Annotated in this window: 14 protein-coding genes; 2 read left to right on the forward strand and 12 right to left on the reverse strand. The window is 40.0% G+C overall.

Translation table 11 applies throughout. The features are described from left to right. Positions 1 to 68 precede the first annotated feature (68 nt). The 11 genes from BR73_RS27415 to BR73_RS27420 all read right to left on the reverse strand — a co-directional run bounded on the left by BR73_RS27415 (position 69) and on the right by BR73_RS27420 (position 14,785). Positions 69 to 3,047, reverse strand: coding sequence for a X2-like carbohydrate binding domain-containing protein (locus BR73_RS27415; protein WP_051685165.1), 2,979 nt, complete (start codon positions 3,045 to 3,047; stop codon positions 69 to 71). Positions 3,048 to 3,971: 924 nt separating this feature from the next. Next, positions 3,972 to 4,739: a formate/nitrite transporter family protein gene (locus BR73_RS0112015; RefSeq protein ID WP_033165719.1), complete on the reverse strand. Its 768-nt coding sequence runs from the start codon at positions 4,737 to 4,739 to the stop codon at positions 3,972 to 3,974. 229 nt (positions 4,740 to 4,968) lie between these two features. Then, positions 4,969 to 5,931 carry a sulfite reductase subunit C gene (asrC, locus tag BR73_RS0112025; protein ID WP_033165721.1) on the reverse strand — a complete coding sequence of 321 codons (963 nt, stop codon included), beginning with the start codon at positions 5,929 to 5,931 and terminating at the stop codon, positions 4,969 to 4,971. 10 nt (positions 5,932 to 5,941) lie between these two features. Further along, entirely contained in the window at positions 5,942 to 6,769 is an 828-nt protein-coding gene (asrB, locus tag BR73_RS0112030; protein ID WP_033165722.1) for an anaerobic sulfite reductase subunit AsrB, read from the reverse strand. Further along, positions 6,762 to 7,781 carry an anaerobic sulfite reductase subunit AsrA gene (gene asrA, locus BR73_RS0112035; RefSeq protein ID WP_033165723.1) on the reverse strand — a complete coding sequence of 340 codons (1,020 nt, stop codon included), beginning with the start codon at positions 7,779 to 7,781 and terminating at the stop codon, positions 6,762 to 6,764. Before asrA ends, asrB begins: the two co-directional genes overlap by 8 nt. A gap of 64 nt (positions 7,782 to 7,845) precedes the next feature. After that, positions 7,846 to 8,535 carry a Crp/Fnr family transcriptional regulator gene (locus BR73_RS0112040; protein WP_033165724.1) on the reverse strand — a complete coding sequence of 230 codons (690 nt, stop codon included), beginning with the start codon at positions 8,533 to 8,535 and terminating at the stop codon, positions 7,846 to 7,848. 17 nt (positions 8,536 to 8,552) lie between these two features. Then, the gene (locus tag BR73_RS0112045; RefSeq protein ID WP_033165725.1) at positions 8,553 to 9,209 is read right to left on the reverse strand and encodes an alpha/beta hydrolase; all 657 of its coding nucleotides are present in this window, start codon (positions 9,207 to 9,209) and stop codon (positions 8,553 to 8,555) included. Between the two features lie 238 nt (positions 9,210 to 9,447). Continuing rightward, a complete protein-coding gene (locus tag BR73_RS0112050; protein WP_033165726.1) occupies positions 9,448 to 11,289 on the reverse strand; it encodes an ABC transporter ATP-binding protein in 1,842 nt (613 codons plus the stop codon). A gap of 5 nt (positions 11,290 to 11,294) precedes the next feature. Then, positions 11,295 to 13,025 (reverse strand): ABC transporter ATP-binding protein, encoded by a 1,731-nt coding sequence (locus tag BR73_RS0112055; protein WP_033165727.1) that lies wholly within the window; start codon positions 13,023 to 13,025, stop codon positions 11,295 to 11,297. A gap of 115 nt (positions 13,026 to 13,140) precedes the next feature. Next, complete coding sequence (locus BR73_RS0112060; RefSeq protein WP_051685166.1) at positions 13,141 to 13,629, reverse strand: helix-turn-helix domain-containing protein; 489 nt, start codon at positions 13,627 to 13,629, stop codon at positions 13,141 to 13,143. 193 nt (positions 13,630 to 13,822) lie between these two features. Beyond that, positions 13,823 to 14,785 carry an AraC family transcriptional regulator gene (locus BR73_RS27420; protein WP_051685167.1) on the reverse strand — a complete coding sequence of 321 codons (963 nt, stop codon included), beginning with the start codon at positions 14,783 to 14,785 and terminating at the stop codon, positions 13,823 to 13,825. Between the two features lie 340 nt (positions 14,786 to 15,125). On the opposite strand from BR73_RS27420, the gene BR73_RS0112070 reads away from it, so the two are divergent. Then, positions 15,126 to 16,133: an ABC transporter substrate-binding protein gene (locus tag BR73_RS0112070; RefSeq protein ID WP_051685168.1), complete on the forward strand. Its 1,008-nt coding sequence runs from the start codon at positions 15,126 to 15,128 to the stop codon at positions 16,131 to 16,133. Positions 16,134 to 16,316: 183 nt separating this feature from the next. Here BR73_RS0112070 and BR73_RS0112075 read toward each other — a convergent pair whose 3' ends face one another. Beyond that, a complete protein-coding gene (locus tag BR73_RS0112075) occupies positions 16,317 to 17,786 on the reverse strand; it encodes an FAD-binding oxidoreductase (RefSeq protein WP_051685169.1) in 1,470 nt (489 codons plus the stop codon). 400 nt (positions 17,787 to 18,186) lie between these two features. Here BR73_RS0112075 and BR73_RS0112080 point away from each other — a divergent pair, with 400 nt between their 5' ends. Next, on the forward strand, positions 18,187 to 18,801 hold the full coding sequence (locus BR73_RS0112080; RefSeq protein ID WP_347463465.1) for a suppressor of fused domain protein: 615 nt from the start codon (positions 18,187 to 18,189) through the stop codon (positions 18,799 to 18,801). Positions 18,802 to 18,861: the final 60 nt, after the last annotated feature.

Genomic DNA, 18,861 nt, shown 5'->3' on the forward strand with positions numbered 1-18,861 from the left:
ATTTCTGGAATTAAACAACTTATTTACTACATGAAATAAATCCGGCATTATATGATTGATATTAAATCCTATGGTTCAAGACCTGAAGTTAAAATACCTTCTACATAAGTTGTTACTTTTTCCCAAGACACATAACTGTCAGCACTTTCAAGAAAAGAGTAGTCATTGGTCTGGGTATAATTAGACCAGTCTGCTTTTGCAACACGTATCTGTATCTCAATACTTTGATTTACAGCCAGACTTCCGGCGGCAGAAGTGAATCCGATTTCCAGATAATTATCAGCTCCTGTCTTAGGGGCAGTCAGTGCTATAAAATTACCGGTTACGTTGCTGCTTCCCACATGAGACCAGTCACACCAGAAGGATTGGGACTGGCTGCCGTCCTTTGTATAGTAATAATGCAGACTGACATCGGATAGACGAATTGCTTCGTTACCTGTATTGGTTAATTTTAGACGCAGGGAAAGGGTATTGGACTGTGCTGTTTTGGTGCCGTTGTAAAAGGTCAGTGAAAGGCCGGAAGCTGCTGAAGTGCCTGTAATTACAAGTTCTGCATCCTTTCCTGCACTAAAATCAATTAGTAAACGTATCGTTCCTTCTGAAAGAGTGGAGAGATATTCCTTCTTTAGGATAACTGCAGTACCTGACAAGGTATAATCACTTCCGGATATCAAAAGGGCTGCTCCGTTATAGATACCAAGAAGCGAATTGCCGTTAAGGGTCAGAGCTATGGGGATATCAGCAGGCGATTCTTTGTCAAACACCGCTCTGTCCGGTGTTATAACCGAATTCGGTACGGTATCTGTTACTGACAGGGTAAGGAGCTGTGATGCGCCGGCACTAAAGACGAAGGATAGGGTCGTTGTTCCTGTGGGCAGAGTACTAAGATATTCCTTTTTAAGGGTTATGGTATTACCGGTGAGGATATAGTCGGTTCCGGCAGCCAGTACAGCTTCGTTCTTTAAAATGGAGGTAAGGGTATTGCCATTTAGCGTCATATTGATGGTGATATCAGCTGGTAAGCGTTTTTCAAAGACAGCTGTAACAGGTGATATGACAGAGCTTGGCGAGGTATCGCTTATATTTACCTTCAATACGGGATTGTATTTGGCATTATAATCAAAAGTCAATCGGGTGATACCAAGACTTTGACGGTTTAAGTACTCTTTCTTTATGGTTACCTGATTACCGGAAAGACTATAATCAGTTCCTGCTGTTAAAAGGCTTGTACCGTTTTTAATACTGTTTAAGGAGCCTGCAGCAGAGAGGGTAATCACAATATCTGACTGGCTGCCGGTGGTCTTGTTATAATCGGCTCTACCCGGTCTGATATAAGGACTTGTAGTAGTATCACCAACGGCTATGGCAAGAACAGGGTCAACACCACCGTTATAATCCAGAGTCAAACGGTATATACCAACCGGCTGTGCAGCCAGATATTCTTTTTTTATGTGCAAAGCTGTTCCTGCCAGCACATAATCAATACCGGCTTGTAAGCTGCTTCCGTTATTTTTTACTGCTGTTAAAGTATTGGCTTTGGAATTAAGAGTTATTGCAACATCTGCCTGTTTCCCAGGATTCTTATCGAATATGGCAGCTGCAGGACTTATGGAAGCACTTAAAGCGGATTCTGCTCCGTAGATACCTACTTCATAAATGGAGTAAGGCCAGCTGTTATTATATCGCTGTGTACCATAGATTCTTACATAACGTCCTGTGGCAGTCAGGCTGATATCCTCTGTACGTCCTTTTCCGCCATATTGGGTGTAGACGTCGGTCCAGGTGGTGCCATCTGCAGAGACCTGTATTTTATACTGGGTTGCATAAGCAGCCTCCCAATAAATAAGAACTCGGTTTATGTCCTTTATAGAGCCCAGATCAATGGACACCCAGTTGGGATCTGAGAGTCCGGAAGCCCATCTGGTATCAAGACTGCCGTCTGTAATATTATTACCGGGATAGAGACTGCTCTCTGAAGAAGATACAGTAACAGTTCTGCCAAGAGCCAGATTGCCGGCAGGAAGGGACTCTGCAGGTAAAAGAGCCGGAAGGTTGGAGAGCATGGATACAGGTCTTTCAGCGATATTTTGAATGCTGTAGGGACTTGTTACTGCCACTTCCAGACCCCAGCCGTGAAGTGTATCAAAAGTACCGTCTGTTGACATATCTAAAAAGGTCTGGGGGTTATTTCCCGGTCCGAATTCCCAGGGAAGATAGCCTATCTGATACTTGTAGCAATACTCAATAATAGTCTGATATGGAATCTTTCCGGATTCTGTTTCATCCCAGATATGACCGAATTCGCCTACTATGAGAGGGAGGTTTAAGGCTACGGATTCCTCAAGCTCATCGATTACTCGCTGGTCAGTATATCCCCAGGCTTTCGGCCACCACATATGGACAGAAAACATAAGGTTATGATCCGGATCTTCCGTTAACAGGTAGGGGCCGCAGCTTTGCAGAATGTTAATATCCTGTCCGTAGCTGCTGGCATCAATAACCAGAGGAATGTGGATACCAGCGGTACGCATTCTGTTAACAGCTGTTTTATAACCGGCTTTAAAGTCAGCTTCTGATACCTGCTGGCCCACTTCGTTTCCGATATTGACCAGTAGATACTCCTGATGCTTCTGTATTACAGCTACAATATCCGGTCTTGTCCAGTAATCCACCAGGGCAGAAAGTTTTGACCAGTCACCGGTTGCATCGTGGAGCTCCACAATAGGAATCATATTTTCAGTACGGCAATTGCGGATTGCAATGTCCAGCTCTTCCGCAGTTCCTTCCAGAGACCAGACGATTCGAACACTGTTTGCTCCTGTCTTTGCTATTTCGGAATAGGAGGGAATACCATCCTTATCCGTCCAGACAATCATCTTGTTAATACCATACAAGATTACTTTTTCACCCTGGTTGTCATAGAGAAAACGGCCCTCTACGCGAAAACCGGGATATTGTGAATCTGCCGCTGAAACTGCTTGGCCTGAAGACAGCAGCAGAAACATAAATGCAATAAGCGTACATAAAAATAAAAGACGTTTTTTCATTATTTATACCTTCCCTTCTTATATAATAAAATTGCAGAAAGATAAGCAAAACGTATGCTCCAGCCCATAACATACAGCCTTCCCTCGCTGTTCAGGCCGCCGGTAAAACCCCGATTACAGGATGTCTGAACAAATCAGTCTGTTTAGAAACCTCCTTTCTTCCTGGGATGAAAACATGCAGGCTGGTAAAGTTGGTGTATTATGAAATGAAATTGAGTCCAATTAGAGTTAAATAAATGTATATTTTATTCCCTAAAGAAGATAATTCAAAATTTAGCTAATACAGCAGGGATGGAATAGTTGAGTATTGAGAATTAGTGTTTCGATTTATGTAGTCAGATTTAAATGAGTGTCCAGAGTCAAGATTAGCTTGAAGATATAATAAAACCGGTCAGTTTATAACAAGTAGAAAATAATCAGTAACAAAATAATTAGCAGCAACTCCATCTTTTGCATTTATAGTTTGGTCATTTTAAACTTTTAAAAAAGTTGGTTCTTTTTCTGGAATTACTAACTGAAAGAACAACCTGTACAAAAAATTTCACTAGGGGTTATGTAATATAAAGGAAAACATGATAATAAAATTCTAGTTACTAAAGCTTAAAATAATGGAATGTAAATATATGGATTGTATTTCATATTATAACATGATAGTTGAGAGAATTCCAGAATTAATTTTATGAACAAGTAATCTGCAAAATTTGGACAAGCAACCTGCAAAATTTGAACAAGTAATCTGCAAAATTTGGACAGCAACCTGCAAAATTTCATGACAAGTAACCTTGATATTTTTAACTGATTCAACATTAATAAAATAGCACCCTTACACCGTAAAATCAAGGTGTAAGAGTGCTGATAAGTATTAAATACCAAAAGAATAAAAGCTCAGCATTTACTTATATAATAAAAATGCTTTTAGTACAATTAGTTGGTCTTGTGTTTCGAAATCAGGTAGTAAGGTAAAGCTACAAGAAGTATACCACCTACCATATTACCAAGGGTTACATAAAGAAGATTATGAGCATATCCGCCAAGGGACAGAGCGCTTCCGGTATCAGCAAATAAACCGGCTGTTAATAAGGTCATATTGGCTACACTGTGCTCATATCCGGAGGTAATAAAGGCAAAGAGGCACCAGAAAACCATTATAAGTTTCCCGCTTTCGGACTTACAGCGGATACTGCACCAAACTGCCAGGCAAACTAAAGTATTACACAGGATACCCCGGGTAAAGAGAATCCACGGAGAGAGCTCCATCTTAGTTTGTGAAGCTTTAATAATAAATTCTCCAACAGGGCCTTTCGCCAGTCCTGATTGCCAGAACAGAAAAGCTATCAGAATGGCACCAGCCAGATTTCCGATAAAGCATACAAGCCAGAGGAGTAAAGTATCTTTTAATTTGACTTTTTTGTTAAAGAGCCCAAGAGCCATAACCATATTATTTCCGGTAAATAGTTCTGAACCGGCCATAATTACCAGGCTTAAGGCAATACCAAAAGATATCCCCATCAATATCTTAACATAAGGCTGATCTGCCAGCATACCTCCGATGGAAAAAATCAGCAGGATACCAAAGCCTACATAGATACCGGCCAGCATAGAGGAGACAAAATACCCCAACGGATTCCCTGATAAAAATTTGATTTTCCCCTGTGAAGCATTTCCAAAGGCTTCTACTTCTTCATTATACATGTTTTTGGTCCCAATCCCTTCTTTTAATGATTTTCGTTAATAGATATATTCAGCATATTTATTTAAAGCATTTGTCAGCCCTTTTAGGCCTAGATTTGCAATAGGAAGTCTTATATTCATACTGGCTGCAACAGGTACATACCTGTTTTTTGTGAGTATTAGTGAAATGTAAGTCACAGAAAACCGGAAAATAGCAGTACCAAACTGAAGGCTTGAAAGCTTGTGTGTCTTAATAGACAATACCCTTCCAATAGATATTCTGGCTGACACACGCCTGTTCCGGCAAATGCACCTCTTTTAAAGCCCACTTTTTAAATTCATCAAAGCCTGTTCGATCAACAATATAACCAATATGTTCTTTTCTTCCCGGAGCCTCCTTATCAATGTATTCTTCCACATAAGCATAGGTATTCAGAATAATCTTGATAATACTTTCTTCATCCGCCCATTTGATGAAATCCTCCCCTAACCTGGGATTCTTCTTACCGGTTCTGCCCAGTAAGGTCAGACGGTAATATTTTTCCTGACTTCTGGTCCAGGCTCTGGTGGGGCATTGAATAACACATTCTCCGCAGCCAATACATTTCTCATGATTTCTTTCTACTTTATAATTAACGAAGGAGAGCGCGCCTACGGATTTTTTCTTGCAGGCTTTCACACAGGCCCCGCAGCTGATACAACGGTCTTTATTGTACTGAGGCTCAGTCATTCCAAGAATACCAAAATCATGCATACGTACCTTGGCACAATCATTAGGACAGCCTGTAAGAGCAATTTTAAAGTGCAGATCATGAGGAAATACAGCCTGTTCAATCTTCAGGGCAAATGCTGAGGTATCATAACAGGCATATGGACAGACTCTGTTTCCAACGCAGGCGACAATATTTCTGGTACCGGATGCCTCGTAACCTTTTCCTTTTTCTCCCTGGTTGATTAGAAGTCCTTCGATCAAGGGCTGTAAAAGCGTATTGACCTCCGGCATATCTTCGTATTTAATACCCGGTATTTCAAAACCCTGTCTGACCGTAATATGAAGAGTGCCATTTCCGTATTCCTCTGCAATCTTTTGGATAACCGCTAAATATTTTGCATCCATATGTCCTCCGGGGACACGGATTCTGGAGGCGGTAATTCCTCTTTCCTTGGTGACACGGAAAGCATTTTTCTTTAAATTCTTGGTATTGATATCCATTCATTACCTCCTAATCCACCAGAAGACGTCCTTTGGTATAGGGAAATACCGGGCCGTCCAGGCACACATAAACATCATCTATTTTACAGTGACCGCATTTACCGATTCCACAGCACATTTTTCTCTCATGGGAAATCCAGATATTTTCTTCCGGATAACCTTCCTTTAACAGACCCTGCACAGTAAAATGCATCATCATGGGAGGTCCCACTACAATGATTGCAGTATCTTTCTTTGAATTCACCTTAATAGCAGGAATATACTCAGTAACCAGTCCAACCTGATAGGTAGGTAAGTCCAGTGTATTCTCACTGACGTCAGGAGTCGTGTCATCTTCTTTATCTACTGTCAGAATAAGCTTCATAGTATCTTTCCAGTTTTTAAGCTCCTCCTTAAACAGTACAAAAGAAGGTGATTTAAATCCGGTTATAACAGTCATATCCTTGACCTGAGCGCGGTTCCTGTGAAAGTATTCAATTACGCCACGTACCGGAGAAACCCCTGTACCGCCTGCAATAATAATCAATTCCTTATCCTTATAATTCTCCACATCAAAGCCATTACCATAAGGGCCTCTCATAAATAGGGTATTACCTTTATATAATTCAAAGATTTCATTGGTTACCTTACCCACCTTACGGATAGTAAGCTCCACATATCCGTCACCGATACCGCTGACAGAGATAGGTGCTTCCCCGAACTTTGGAAGGGAAACTTCAAAAAACTGTCCGGGACGTACTTCTCCATTAAAGGACAGACGAAAAGTATATTCAAGTTCCGTATGTTTCTTAACCTCCAGGATTTCCGATAGAAAAGGAGTATATTCATTCTTACTCATTGCCCGTTACCTCCTTCATGGCATCCCCCAGGCGGTTCACACAATGGGAGAATGAGATGTATTCAGGACAGACATCATCGCATCTGCCGCAGCCAACACACATGTGATATCCGTTTCTTTTTTTGAAGTCATAAACCTTATGCATTACCTTAAAGCGCATCCTGTCTCCATTTTTCTTACGGTAAGAACCGCCGCCGGCCATATCCGTATAGCCATCAACCATACAGGAAGCGTGTACCCGCCTGCGTTCGCCTGCTTTCCCGTTATCCGTATAGAATATATCCTGCATCGTAAAGCAGGTACAGGTAGGACAGACAAAATTACATCTGCCGCAGTTAATGCAGCGGCTGTCATATTCCTTCCAAAGACTGGCACCATTTACTGCTATACTTAAATTTTCAGGTATTTTTACGCTTATCTCGTTACTGGTTACAAAAGGTATTACAACTTCCTCTTCTTTTTGTGAGCAGCGGGAGAACAGCGGATTCATTTCCTCCCAATGGCTGTCGATATGATAGACACCATCTTTTATTGTCAGACCGGCATCATAGGAAGCAATCTGATTTGTCCCCATACTAACACAGAAGCAGTTATCATAAGTAGCACTACACCCTATTACAAAAAATCGTACATTGTCTCTAAGTCTCTGATAATAGTAATCTTCGTAGCCATTCCTTAAATAAATCTCATCCAGGCGCTTCACTGCATGAAGATCACAGCTTCGAAGGAAGATGACAGCTCCCATTTTACGATTTGCCTCTGCTTCTTTTACTGTTCCCTCCGTGTAATAAAATAAAGTTTCAGATAAAGGAAGAAGTACTTCCTTAAAAGAAAAATCAGATTTCTTTTCCCATTCGATTTCACTGATATTATCAATAGCAGCATAACGTGTAATATTTGTATCTGAATACATACCTTCACCGGGCATTTTCTTCGGTGCAAAAATCAGATAATCTTTCTGCCATTCCTTTATCACTTCGTTAAAATTATTTTCGTTAAGCAGATATCCCATGATTCACCTTCCTTTTTATATTGTTAAATATATCACAGGCATAGAAAAAACACCGTGATATAAATCACGGTGTTTTAAAATATTCGCTTAACTTTTTTTGATTAGGTATCAGAAATCCGGTTTTATTTGTTACAACCAGTCCCATCTCTACCAGTCTTTTCATTTGTCTGGATACAGTTTCACGTTTGGAGCCTAACATTTCCGCCAGGAAGGTAATTGTTAAATTCATATCGATTCTTATGCCGTCAGCCTCTTTTATACCGCAATCCTTTGAGAGCTTATAGAGTTTGGCAGCAAGGCGCTTTTCTCCTGACAGATCGTTGGTGGTATTTTTTAACTGCCGGTACAGCCTTCTTATTTTGAGGGACATAGAATCAAAGACTGCTTTTAAAAGTGCCGGATCCTTCTCCATAACGTGGAAGAACTTCTGAATGGGGATGGACAGAACCTGTGAATTTTCTAACAGTTCGCAGTTAATAGAAGCCGGCAGGTCTTGCAGAATAACCTCATTTAACATACTTCCCGCTCCATAGACAAAGATTACCTTCTTTTCGCCCAGGCTGTTCAGCTTATATAATGAAGCCCTTCCCTGGATTAGGATATACAGATTCTTAACCTCTTCCTTGTCTCGAAAAAGATGTTTGCCTTTATCTGCTCTTATAATAGAAGAGAAGGCTGCAATGGCTGTTAAACTGGCCTTGGAAGCTGGCTTTAGCACTTCAGCTGTATTCAGAGCTTCCTGAATGGAAGTCAAATACTCACCTCCTTAGATTATAGAAAAAAATCCTTAAAGTCCGGGTAAAGTATATCCTGATTAGTAATATAGCTGTCATGTCCGTGACCTTTCATGACCTTTAAGGTGGCATTGGGCATGGCATCCTTGAGAAGCCTGAAAGACTCAGCTTTAAAGAGATCCTGTTCACCGGCTAGTAACAGGGTGGGAACAGCTACAGTCTTAACCTCCTCAAGCTCAATATTTGGCTGTTCGAACATCATTTTACACAAGGGATCGTTTGTATTTTCGTAAGCTTCCTTCAGATTCTGATAATTTTCCTCCGTAAAATCCTCAGGTTTCAGATTAACACCCAGAAGCGCCATTTTGTTAATTACTTCACTGTGTTTAATGGATAATATCAGACTGATAATAGCACCATCGCTGAAACCGATGATATTTGCTTTCTTAAGGGACAAAGCTTTTATAAAATGATAAATATCCTCAGCCATGGTTTCATAGGTATAATCCTCTGTCTTAGCACTCTGACCATGATTACGGCTGTCTATGCCATAGACGGTAAAATGTTCTTTTAATTTACCCGTCAGACTGTCAAACATAAAGTGGTCACCGCCATTACCATGGAGCAGCAGCAGAGGAGCGCCGGCACCGGTTTTTTCATAAAATAACGTTGTATTATTGATATCGAGCAGCATATGTTTCTCCTTTTGTCGTTTATATATCTGGCTTTGCATATCAGGTTGATATTTCTAATTGTTAAAAGAACAAACTTACAGGGTAATAATTGATATAGGATTAGAAGAATACCAGATTAATTTACCTTTCGTTTGTTTGATTTTTATTTTAATATAACATACCGTATTAGAGAAGGCAACAAGTAGCAGAAGCAGTGGAAATTAATACGAATAAAAGAAAGTAATAACATATCATATTTTAGCTGGCAGAACCGGCAGCAAACTGACTGTTATACAAGTTTGCATAGAAGGTATCTGCGGCTAATAATTCTTTATGGGTACCATGTTCAATTATGGTACCGTTCTTCATTACCAGAATCATGTCTGCGGAACGGATAGTAGATAACCTGTGAGCTATTACAAAGCTGGTTTTTCCTTTCATGATCTGGTGCATGGCTTTCTGGATTTCAACTTCGGTTCTGGTATCTACGCTTGAGGTGGCTTCATCCAGAATCATAAGGGCAGGATTAGCAAGCATTGCCCTTGCAATGGTTAAGAGCTGCATCTGCCCTTGAGAGATATTGCCATCCTCGCTGGAGATGACGGTATCGTAACCCTTTTCTAAAGTACGGATGAACTGGTCACATCTGGCAGCTTTGGCAGCCTGTATGATTTCCTCTCGGGTGGCATCCATCTTACCATAAGCTATATTATCTGCAATTGTTCCCTGAAACAGCCAGGTATCCTGCAGAACCATACCGACGGTTTTTCTAAGTTCACTTTTGGGAAGGTCTTTGATATCAATACCGTCTATTAAGATTCTACCGCCATTCAATTCATAGAATCGCATAAGCAGATTGATCAGTGTTGTCTTTCCAGCACCGGTAGGGCCGACAATAGCCACCATCTCATTGGGACGTACTGTCAGATTGATATCCTCCATCAGTACAGCATCCGGCCGGTAACCAAAGCGTACATGCTCAAAGCTTACGGCTCCTTTTGGCTCAGCTATATGCTTCGGTGCATGGGTATCAGGAGCTTCCTCTTCTTCATCAAGAAATTCAAAGACACGCTCTGCCGATGCCAGTGCTGCCTGCAATGAATTAAGGAAATAAGAGGATTGAGCTATAGGGTCAGATATCTGATTTACATACTGAAGGAAGGCCTGTATGGTACCAATGGTAATACTTCCGGCAGCAGCAAAAATACCGCCTACTATGGCTGTGACTACGAAACCAAGCTGTGTCAGAAAACGTATAGCGGGATAAATAGCAAACATAACGAACTGCGCTTTTTTGTTGGCAGCATACTGTCTTTCACTGATTTCCCGGACAGTATTGATTACCTCCTTCTGCTGATTGAAGCTCTTTATTATCAGGTTTCCGGTATAGAATTCCTCGATGCTTCCGTTTAAGATACCTAAAATATTCTGGTTCTCAGCAGCGACCTCAAAGTTCTTCTTAGATATCCATTTGGTAGCAAATACACTTATGGACATGGCTGCCATAATGATTACCGTAAGTAAAGGGCTTTGTGTCAGCATTACCACAATACTGATGGAAATATTAAAGATCGCATTGATAAACTGCAGGGAGCCGGTTTTTAAAACTTCGGCAACTCTGTCCAGATCATTGGTTACCCGGCTTAACAGATTTCCTGTCTGATGGGTATCATAATAATTAAGAGGAAGCCTGGTGATTTTATCACTCATTTTCTTTCGCAGGGCTAATACCAGTTTTTCACCGACACCTGCCATGGTGTATTCCTGAAAAAAGGCAAAGAGGGAGCTGGTAAGATAGGATACAAGGAATAATACTATAGGACCCCTGATAATACCGTAAAGCACGTGAAAGCTTCCGCCGAAGCCTTTTTCGTTTATTCCCCGAATCAACTGATCGATAGCCTTACCCAGAATCAGCGGTGTTGCGGCATATAAACCAATACTCATAATAGTTGAAAAAATAATAATTATTAAAGCGGCTTTTTGTTCCAATAATAATCCAAACAGCCGTTTAATGGCAGCTGTTGTGTCTTTTGGCATATCCTCATTTTCGTAGCCTGTTTTTATATTTTCTTTATTCTGTGTTTTATTTTTTTTCATTAATATTACATCTCCTTTTCAGTAAGCTGGGAGTCAGCGATTTCCTTGTAAACACTGCAGGTTGCCAGTAACTCTTCATGTCTGCCCATACCTGCGATTCTACCGTCATCCAGTACAATAATCTGGTCTGCGTCCATTATAGTGCTGATTCGCTGGGCGATAATAACTACGGCGGCCTCCTTCATTTCCTGCTTTAAGGCAGCCCTGAGAGCTGCATCTGTTTTAAAATCCAAAGCAGAGAAGCTGTCGTCAAAGATATAGACAGGTGATTTTTTAACCAAAGCTCTTGCAATACATAAACGCTGCTTCTGTCCGCCGGAAAAATTCGTACCTGCCTGGGCTACCGGACTGTCATAACCTGCTTCAAGAGATTCAATAAATGCGTCCGCCTGGGCTATCTCTGCAGCAGATTTAAGCTCTGCAGCAGTAGCTTCTTTATGCCCCATACGCAGATTATCAGCAATGGTGCCGCTGAATAAAAATGCCTTTTGCGGAACATAGCTTAAACGATTCCTAAGATGCTCCTGGGACATTGTACGGATATCCTTTCCTTCCATAAGTATCTGTCCGGACTGGATGTCATATAAACGCAGCATCAGTCCTGCAATGGTACTTTTACCGGAGCCGGTTCCTCCGATAATTGCAGTTGTCTTTCCACTTTCACAGCTGAAGCTTAGACCTTCCAGTACCGGTCTTTCAGCTCCTTTGTAAGAAAAGCTGACATTTTTAAATACGATTTTTTCTGTATTTTCTGTCTCGGAGCTTGTAAGTTTGCCTTGCGGGTCGGTTATCTCAGGGACAATATCAAGGATTTCCTTTATACGATCCATACAAGCCATCATTCGAGGAACCATAACCAGAACCATAGCTGACATCATTAGATATATCAGCATCAGAATAGTATATTCGGTTACTGCTGAGATACTTCCGATGAGTATCTTCTGCTGAAGTACCTGGTAACCTCCAAACCAAACCACCGCTGCCATGGTCAGGCCCATAATGGTCCATACTACCGGATTAAAGGCTGCAAAAATTCTGTTAAGTTTTATAACATTGTCAGCATATTCCGTAAAAGCATTGTCTGACCTGCCGCGTTCATAGCTGGAATTGTCAAATGCCCTTATTACCCTGATACCTACTATGGATTCACGCACAAGCCGGTTAACCGTATCCACTCTCTCCTGGATTGTTTTGGAGACAGGATTTGCCTTCCAGAACAATAAACCGATAACAAGAAAAAATAGTAGCATTGCGGCTAAGGGTATGAATACCAGTGAAGGACTTATGACAGCGGTCATAATTACCGCAGCAACCGCAATAAGGGGAGTAGGCAGTATCATCTGGGTAATCATAATAATAGTCTGCTGTATGATTGTTACATCGCTGGTGGTTCTTGTAATTAAGGAAGCCGTACTAAAATGGTTAAACTCTTTAACAGAGAGAAGCTGTGTCTTAGAAAACAGCATTTCCCTTAAATGTTTTCCTGCCAAGGCTGCAAGATCTGCACACAGATAACTGCCCCACAGAGAGACCAGAGCCGTAAGACCTGCCGCTGCAAGCATCTGCAGACCAATGGTAATAATAGCCGGCACATTCTTTTCAACGATACCTTTATCTATAACATTTGCCGCAAAATAAGGAACCATAAGGGTTCCGAATGCCTGCAGCAGAGAAGAGAAGATGATTAAGAAAAGCATCTTTTTATTATCTTTTAGAAACTGCAATAAATATTTCATGAATAACTATCCTCCTTGAGAAATCCCCTATTACATTTGAACAATAGCAGTTAACTTCTAACAACTACATTATACCTGCACAACCATCACGGTATATTTCTGTATACAGCAGTGATTATAAACGATCTGAATTCTTTATAATCGGTGCAGAAGAAGTCTCTTTAAAAGTCTGCATAATCTTCTTTAATTGTGCAAGAAAAGCCTGTTCACCCCTGACCATTGCCTCTCTGTCCTCGGCAGCCATACTTGTAAAAGCACCTTCCTCCAGCTGAAACATATCTGACATAATATGATCAGCGTATTTTTTTCCGGCTTCCGTAAATAATATGTTTTTGTTTCGTTTGTCCAGTTTTGATACTTCTTTCCGTATATATCCCTTTCTTTCAAAGGAATCTAAAATGGTATTAACCGTTTGTTTGGGATAGAGAAGCTTTTCGCATATAAAATGCTGTGTACATTCCTCCGGATAATCGTATATCATCTGGAGAATAAAAAGGGTAGTAGAAGTAAGTCCGTGCATTTTCGCCAATTCTTCATATACATAACCGGTTTCGAAGTACATCTCATAATAACTTTTTATAGCCTTCTTGATATCATCCTGCATAGGCCGATGCCTCCTTAAAAATATTAGTCCGATTACGGACTAATTAACAATCTAACACATTTAAAAGATTTTGTCACGCAGGAAAATATAAATTCTTTATTAATTTTGTTACATCATAATGAAAGAGTCAGTGTCTTGGCTACAAAGAAGACACTGACTCTTTTGGACAATTATACCAATTATTTTAAGATTATTATAAGTAATACCCCTTTCTATACTGGCTCGGTGTAACGTGGTATATTTCTTTAAACGCTTTGGTAAACATTCCCGGACTTTTATAACCGCATTTTAATGCTATGCTGCTTATATCCAATTCGTCATCAGCCAGTAATAGCATTGCCTTTTTCATTTTTTCCATATGAATATATTCCTTTACGCTAAGGCCGAATTCCGATTTAAAACATCTATGTAATTTGCTTTCGCTTAAGGCAGTCACTTTAGCTAGTTCATCTATACCAGGAGGTGACAGTATATTATCATGTATCAACTCCACCGCAGCAAGAATCTTCTTTTTCACATCCCAGGATACATGGTATGCCCTCTTTTGAATAATCCGCGAATGCCGCGAAACATTATGTTCAATTAATGAGAACAATTCTAAGACCTTATAGACATAATACTTCAATTCGATATCAGAATACCGCACCTCCCATTTCAGCTGTTCCATTACCAGAGTTATGTCCGGTGTATTATAATCCTTATCTTCCCACTTTTTTATTATTCCAAGAGATAGAGGGCTGCTCATGAAACCTCTTTTGTACATATCTTTCAGGAAACTCTCGGAAATCTGCAAACAGGTACAACATACATGCTCCTCCTTTTCAAAGAGGAACTTAACTGGCATGGCAGGATTTATGTAAATGTGGTTCCTGGAGGTTAAAACTTTTGTTTTCGTGCCGTTTTGCACGATTTTAATACTTCCGCAGTCAAAGCTTAGGAAAAGCATACTGGGTTCTTTACAATCCATTACATATGTCAAAGTGGAGGATAAGGTAAACCACCAACTTGAAACAAACAAGCCCTGTGCAGGATTTGTTTCATAAATCCAGCCATTTCCTATTAGAATGGGAAAGTAATAAGCTTTACCATTGCCGTATTCTTTTATCTCCAAACCTAACTGTTCTGCCAGGTTCTCCAGTACAGAGAATTTATTCATTGTATCACCCCTGCGTATATTATTATTATTATTATTATTAGGATAAGTTACTTAATACACCTGTCAGTGTATAATAATTCAGTCTAAACTATAACATTTGTGATAGTGAGAATCAATACCACAATCGCTCTTTTTAGGATATTGCTCGCTTGTTTTTAACAGCTGACTGATATATGGATTTAAAGTATATTCAGTAATCACAAGGAACCGCGTGCTTTATAGTATTCGTGACACCTTTTAGAGTATCCTTTTCATGAATTGACTGACAGTAAAACAGATGCTATAATTTGAAAAGTTAGTTTCTTCTAACTTAATCGGAAAATAGCAAGGAGATAAAATTATGAAAAATATTATTAAAAAAGTTATTATTTCAATAACTGTTTTGACCATGATTTTTGGTCTTACCGCCTGCGGTTCTAGAGGAGCTTCCTCAGAAACTTCCTCAAAAAATACCCTGGCAGACTCCCAGGCTGGCAATGATCAGGCTGCAACTTCTGAATCTCCGGATAAAGAAAGCGAAGCAGCTGGTGCTACTGAGGCTGTTCAGACGATAACAACTCTCAAAGGAGATGTCACGATACCTGTTGAACCTAAACGTATTGTGGTAGCTTTCTTTCAGGGAGATTTCCTTGCGCTGGGGATAAAACCTGTGGGTACGACCTTTAATGATGATGCTATTTTTCAGGAGGAGTTAGGTGATGTAACGGTTATTGATGCCTGGGGGCTGGATCCGGAACTTGTAATGTCCTTAAAACCGGACTTAATCATCTGGAATAATCCGGACGAATACGAAACCTTAAGTAAGATCGCACCTACCCTTATTATGGATTACTATTCAATGGACTACACCCAAAGGCTTACTTTCTTCGGACAAATCACCGGAAAAGAGGAGAAGGCACAAGAATTGATTAATGCATTTACCGAAAAAGTTGCAGAAAGTAAGAAAAAGCTTTCGGAGGCTGGAAAACTGGACCAGACTGTTATTCTTCTGGAAAATCAGCAGGCTGGCAGCTTGAGGGCTTTCGGAAATGATTACGGAAGAGGTGGAGAGTTAATTTATAACGAACTTGGGTTTAATGCGCCTGAGCGAATTATAACAGAAGTCATAAATGCTGAGGGAGTAAGTTTTATTGATATTTCCTACGAGGTATTAGGAGAATACTCCGCTGATTATATATTCTCCGATGAAAATATTAAAGAATTAGCAGATAACCAGGTGTTTAATTCTCTTTCTGCCGTAAGGGAAGGCAGATTAATTGAAACCAACAGCGGTATGTTCTGGTTCTCAGACATTACTTCTATGAATGCTCAATTGGAATTTATCGTTGATAACATATTAAACCATTAATTTCTTTTCTATTATACATAAGGCAAGGCAAGAAGGTATTGATAAGCTCTTGCATTTTGTCTCAGAAAGCGTTGAGTGAGAATTTGTTACTAAAGGAAAGGTCGGGCATATGTTATTATGAAAAATTAAAGGAGGGATAAAATAGGGGCTGTTACAAAAGCCCCTATTTGTATTGAATTGAGTCTAATGATTATTTATTAGAGATGTTACATATCTGAAGCCTCTTGGATTTCCTGTTTGAACTTCTGGTATATCTTTAACTTTCTTTTCTGAGATGCTTGAGGGCAGGCAATTGCTGTCTCTGACCGGCTGCAATCCCTGCGGATAGGAAAAAATATTGAAAGGGTCGTATTTTAACTTGATTTCCTCCAGTTCCTTAACATGCCCGCCATAGTATTCCTTTAAATAGCGGTTGATTCCGTAATAAGGAAAATTAATATAAGAGCCGGTGGTCAGTGCTTCGAATTCCGGATATCTGCAGGCAATCCAGTTTCGTCCTGCACTTGCATATTGATTCTCTTCCCAAACGGTTTCCAGCCAGAGGATATAATGGGCTTCTCTATAAAAGAAAGCCGTCTCCTGAACGTTTGTTTCTCTTACTCTGCCGCCCAGCGCATATAAGGATAAACCTCTAAAAACAGAACCCTCAGCAGGCTCACTTATTAAGTCAGCTAATTCTGAAAGCTCACAATTAGAGTATTTACAAAAAGCAAAACCGCTGACCGCCTGGAATTTCTCGAAAGGAGGATAGGCACTGCCAAGGATTGTTACAGCTTCTAAAAAGGACATGGCTTCAATATTATATACAGCCTTAGGCAGGATAAGAAAAGGCTCAAGGAGTTCTTTGGCTTTCTCAGGTGTTCCATAGAAAATACCTCTAATCAGCATGGACTGTCCATCTGTTTTTGAATAATATATTCTGGCAATCAGAGTCATCCGAATATCTGCGTAAGGAATCCAGTCCTGCCAGACTTTAAGAAAATCTTCCTGAGTCTGTGTATCTACTCTAAGATAATCAATTTCAATTAAGGTAACATTGCCGGTCTTAGGAGGCAATTGGAAGGTCATTGAAGTAATAACTCCGAAATTACCTCCTCCGGCACCACGGCACGCCCAAAAGAGATCAGCATTGCTGGAAGCATTTGCTCTTACGACATTTCCCTGATAATCCACTAACTCTAACTCCGTAAGGCTGTCACATCCTAATCCAAAGTACCTGCAAGACAGCCCCCAGCCGCCCCCTGTGGCATATCCGCTTAAGCCCACAGTGGGACACGTGCCGCCTGGAAAGGGGTAACCATGTTCTCCAAGGTAATTATATAACTGGCTGTTTGTTACTCCGCCTTGTACCTGAACAACATTTCTTTCATCTTCTAGAGAGATACTATTCATCTCACTTACATCAATCACTAATACACAATTACCATTTGAATAACCTTCATAATTATGACCGCCGCTTCGTATACGAGGAGGAATGCAGTGGCAGACAGACCATTTGACAGCATTACTTACATCCTCCACACAACAGCAATAATTTATAATTAGCGGATAGTTCTGTACTCCATGATTAAAGCCTTGTCTGGCTTCATCGTAATCAGGATCTGTGGGCAGTACAATTCGCCCGGTTAGTCCGTCCAGAAAGTGTTCTTCCATTTATATTCCTTCTTTCCTATATTATCTGCTCCAATGGTCTAGAGCAGATACAGTTTTTCTACATCATATGCTATAAATTGCAGAAAGTACGCTGTAAGAAGGAAAGAGAATGCAAAGTTGTTAATATACACTAAATATGGTAAAATATATTAAATTAAAAAAATATAGGGCTGTAAAATAGTCAATGTATAAATTAATAAATCCTGCAAATATGAAATTTCTAATATGGAGATTTGTAGCTGAATGAAAAATAAAACATAATTTCCGAATTACTAATGAATCAATAAATCAGACGAAAAAGGGGAAAATGAACATGGGTTTATTTGATAAGTTTAAGAAAAAAGAAAATGGACCATTAGAATTAAATTTAGAAGGAAATGAAATCTTAGAAGGAAATGAAATCGAGCTTAATACTAGTGGCTGGGATGCTATTACCAAAGTCTTTGAGAAGATCTATCCCGGACAGAAGGACCCAATGCATTATGGAACTTTGATATCCTGGCAATTGGGAGGAAACGATCCGCTGGATGGAATAAGCATCTATGATGGAGGAGATTACTGGCATTTTGTTACCTACGGACTATCAGAAATATATGAGAAAGAATTTGAAGATAAAGAGTACAGTGGTTACGGTATGGAATTAACCTTAAAGCTTAAGAAGTTAAATAATGAGAAGGAAGATGCAGAAATTAAGGGCATATGCGGAATTCTTCAGTCAATTGCCAGGATAACCTTTACGGAGGGAGAATTATTCTATCCAAATGAGTATATCTATACCGGGCAGACAATGGGAATGGATGTGGAGCAGCTCTCTAAAATTACAGGATTTATAACAGCAGAAGATGAACAGGCAGGAAGCATTGATACACCAAATGGTAAGGTAACCTTTATTGAATTAATTGGTGCTACTGATAAGGAACTGAAAATGATTATGGGGAAAGAACTAAAAGTAGCGGAGTTATACAGTAAGATTTCAGATTCGATAACAGATTATAACAGAGATGACTGTATATAAATAATTACCAGGTAACCTTTGCTATAGAAGAAGGCATCTAGTAAAATTTTTTAGATAGGG

It is taken from the genome of Clostridium sp. KNHs205 (assembly GCF_000702945.1).
GTDB lineage: Bacteria > Bacillota > Clostridia > Lachnospirales > Lachnospiraceae > Anaerocolumna.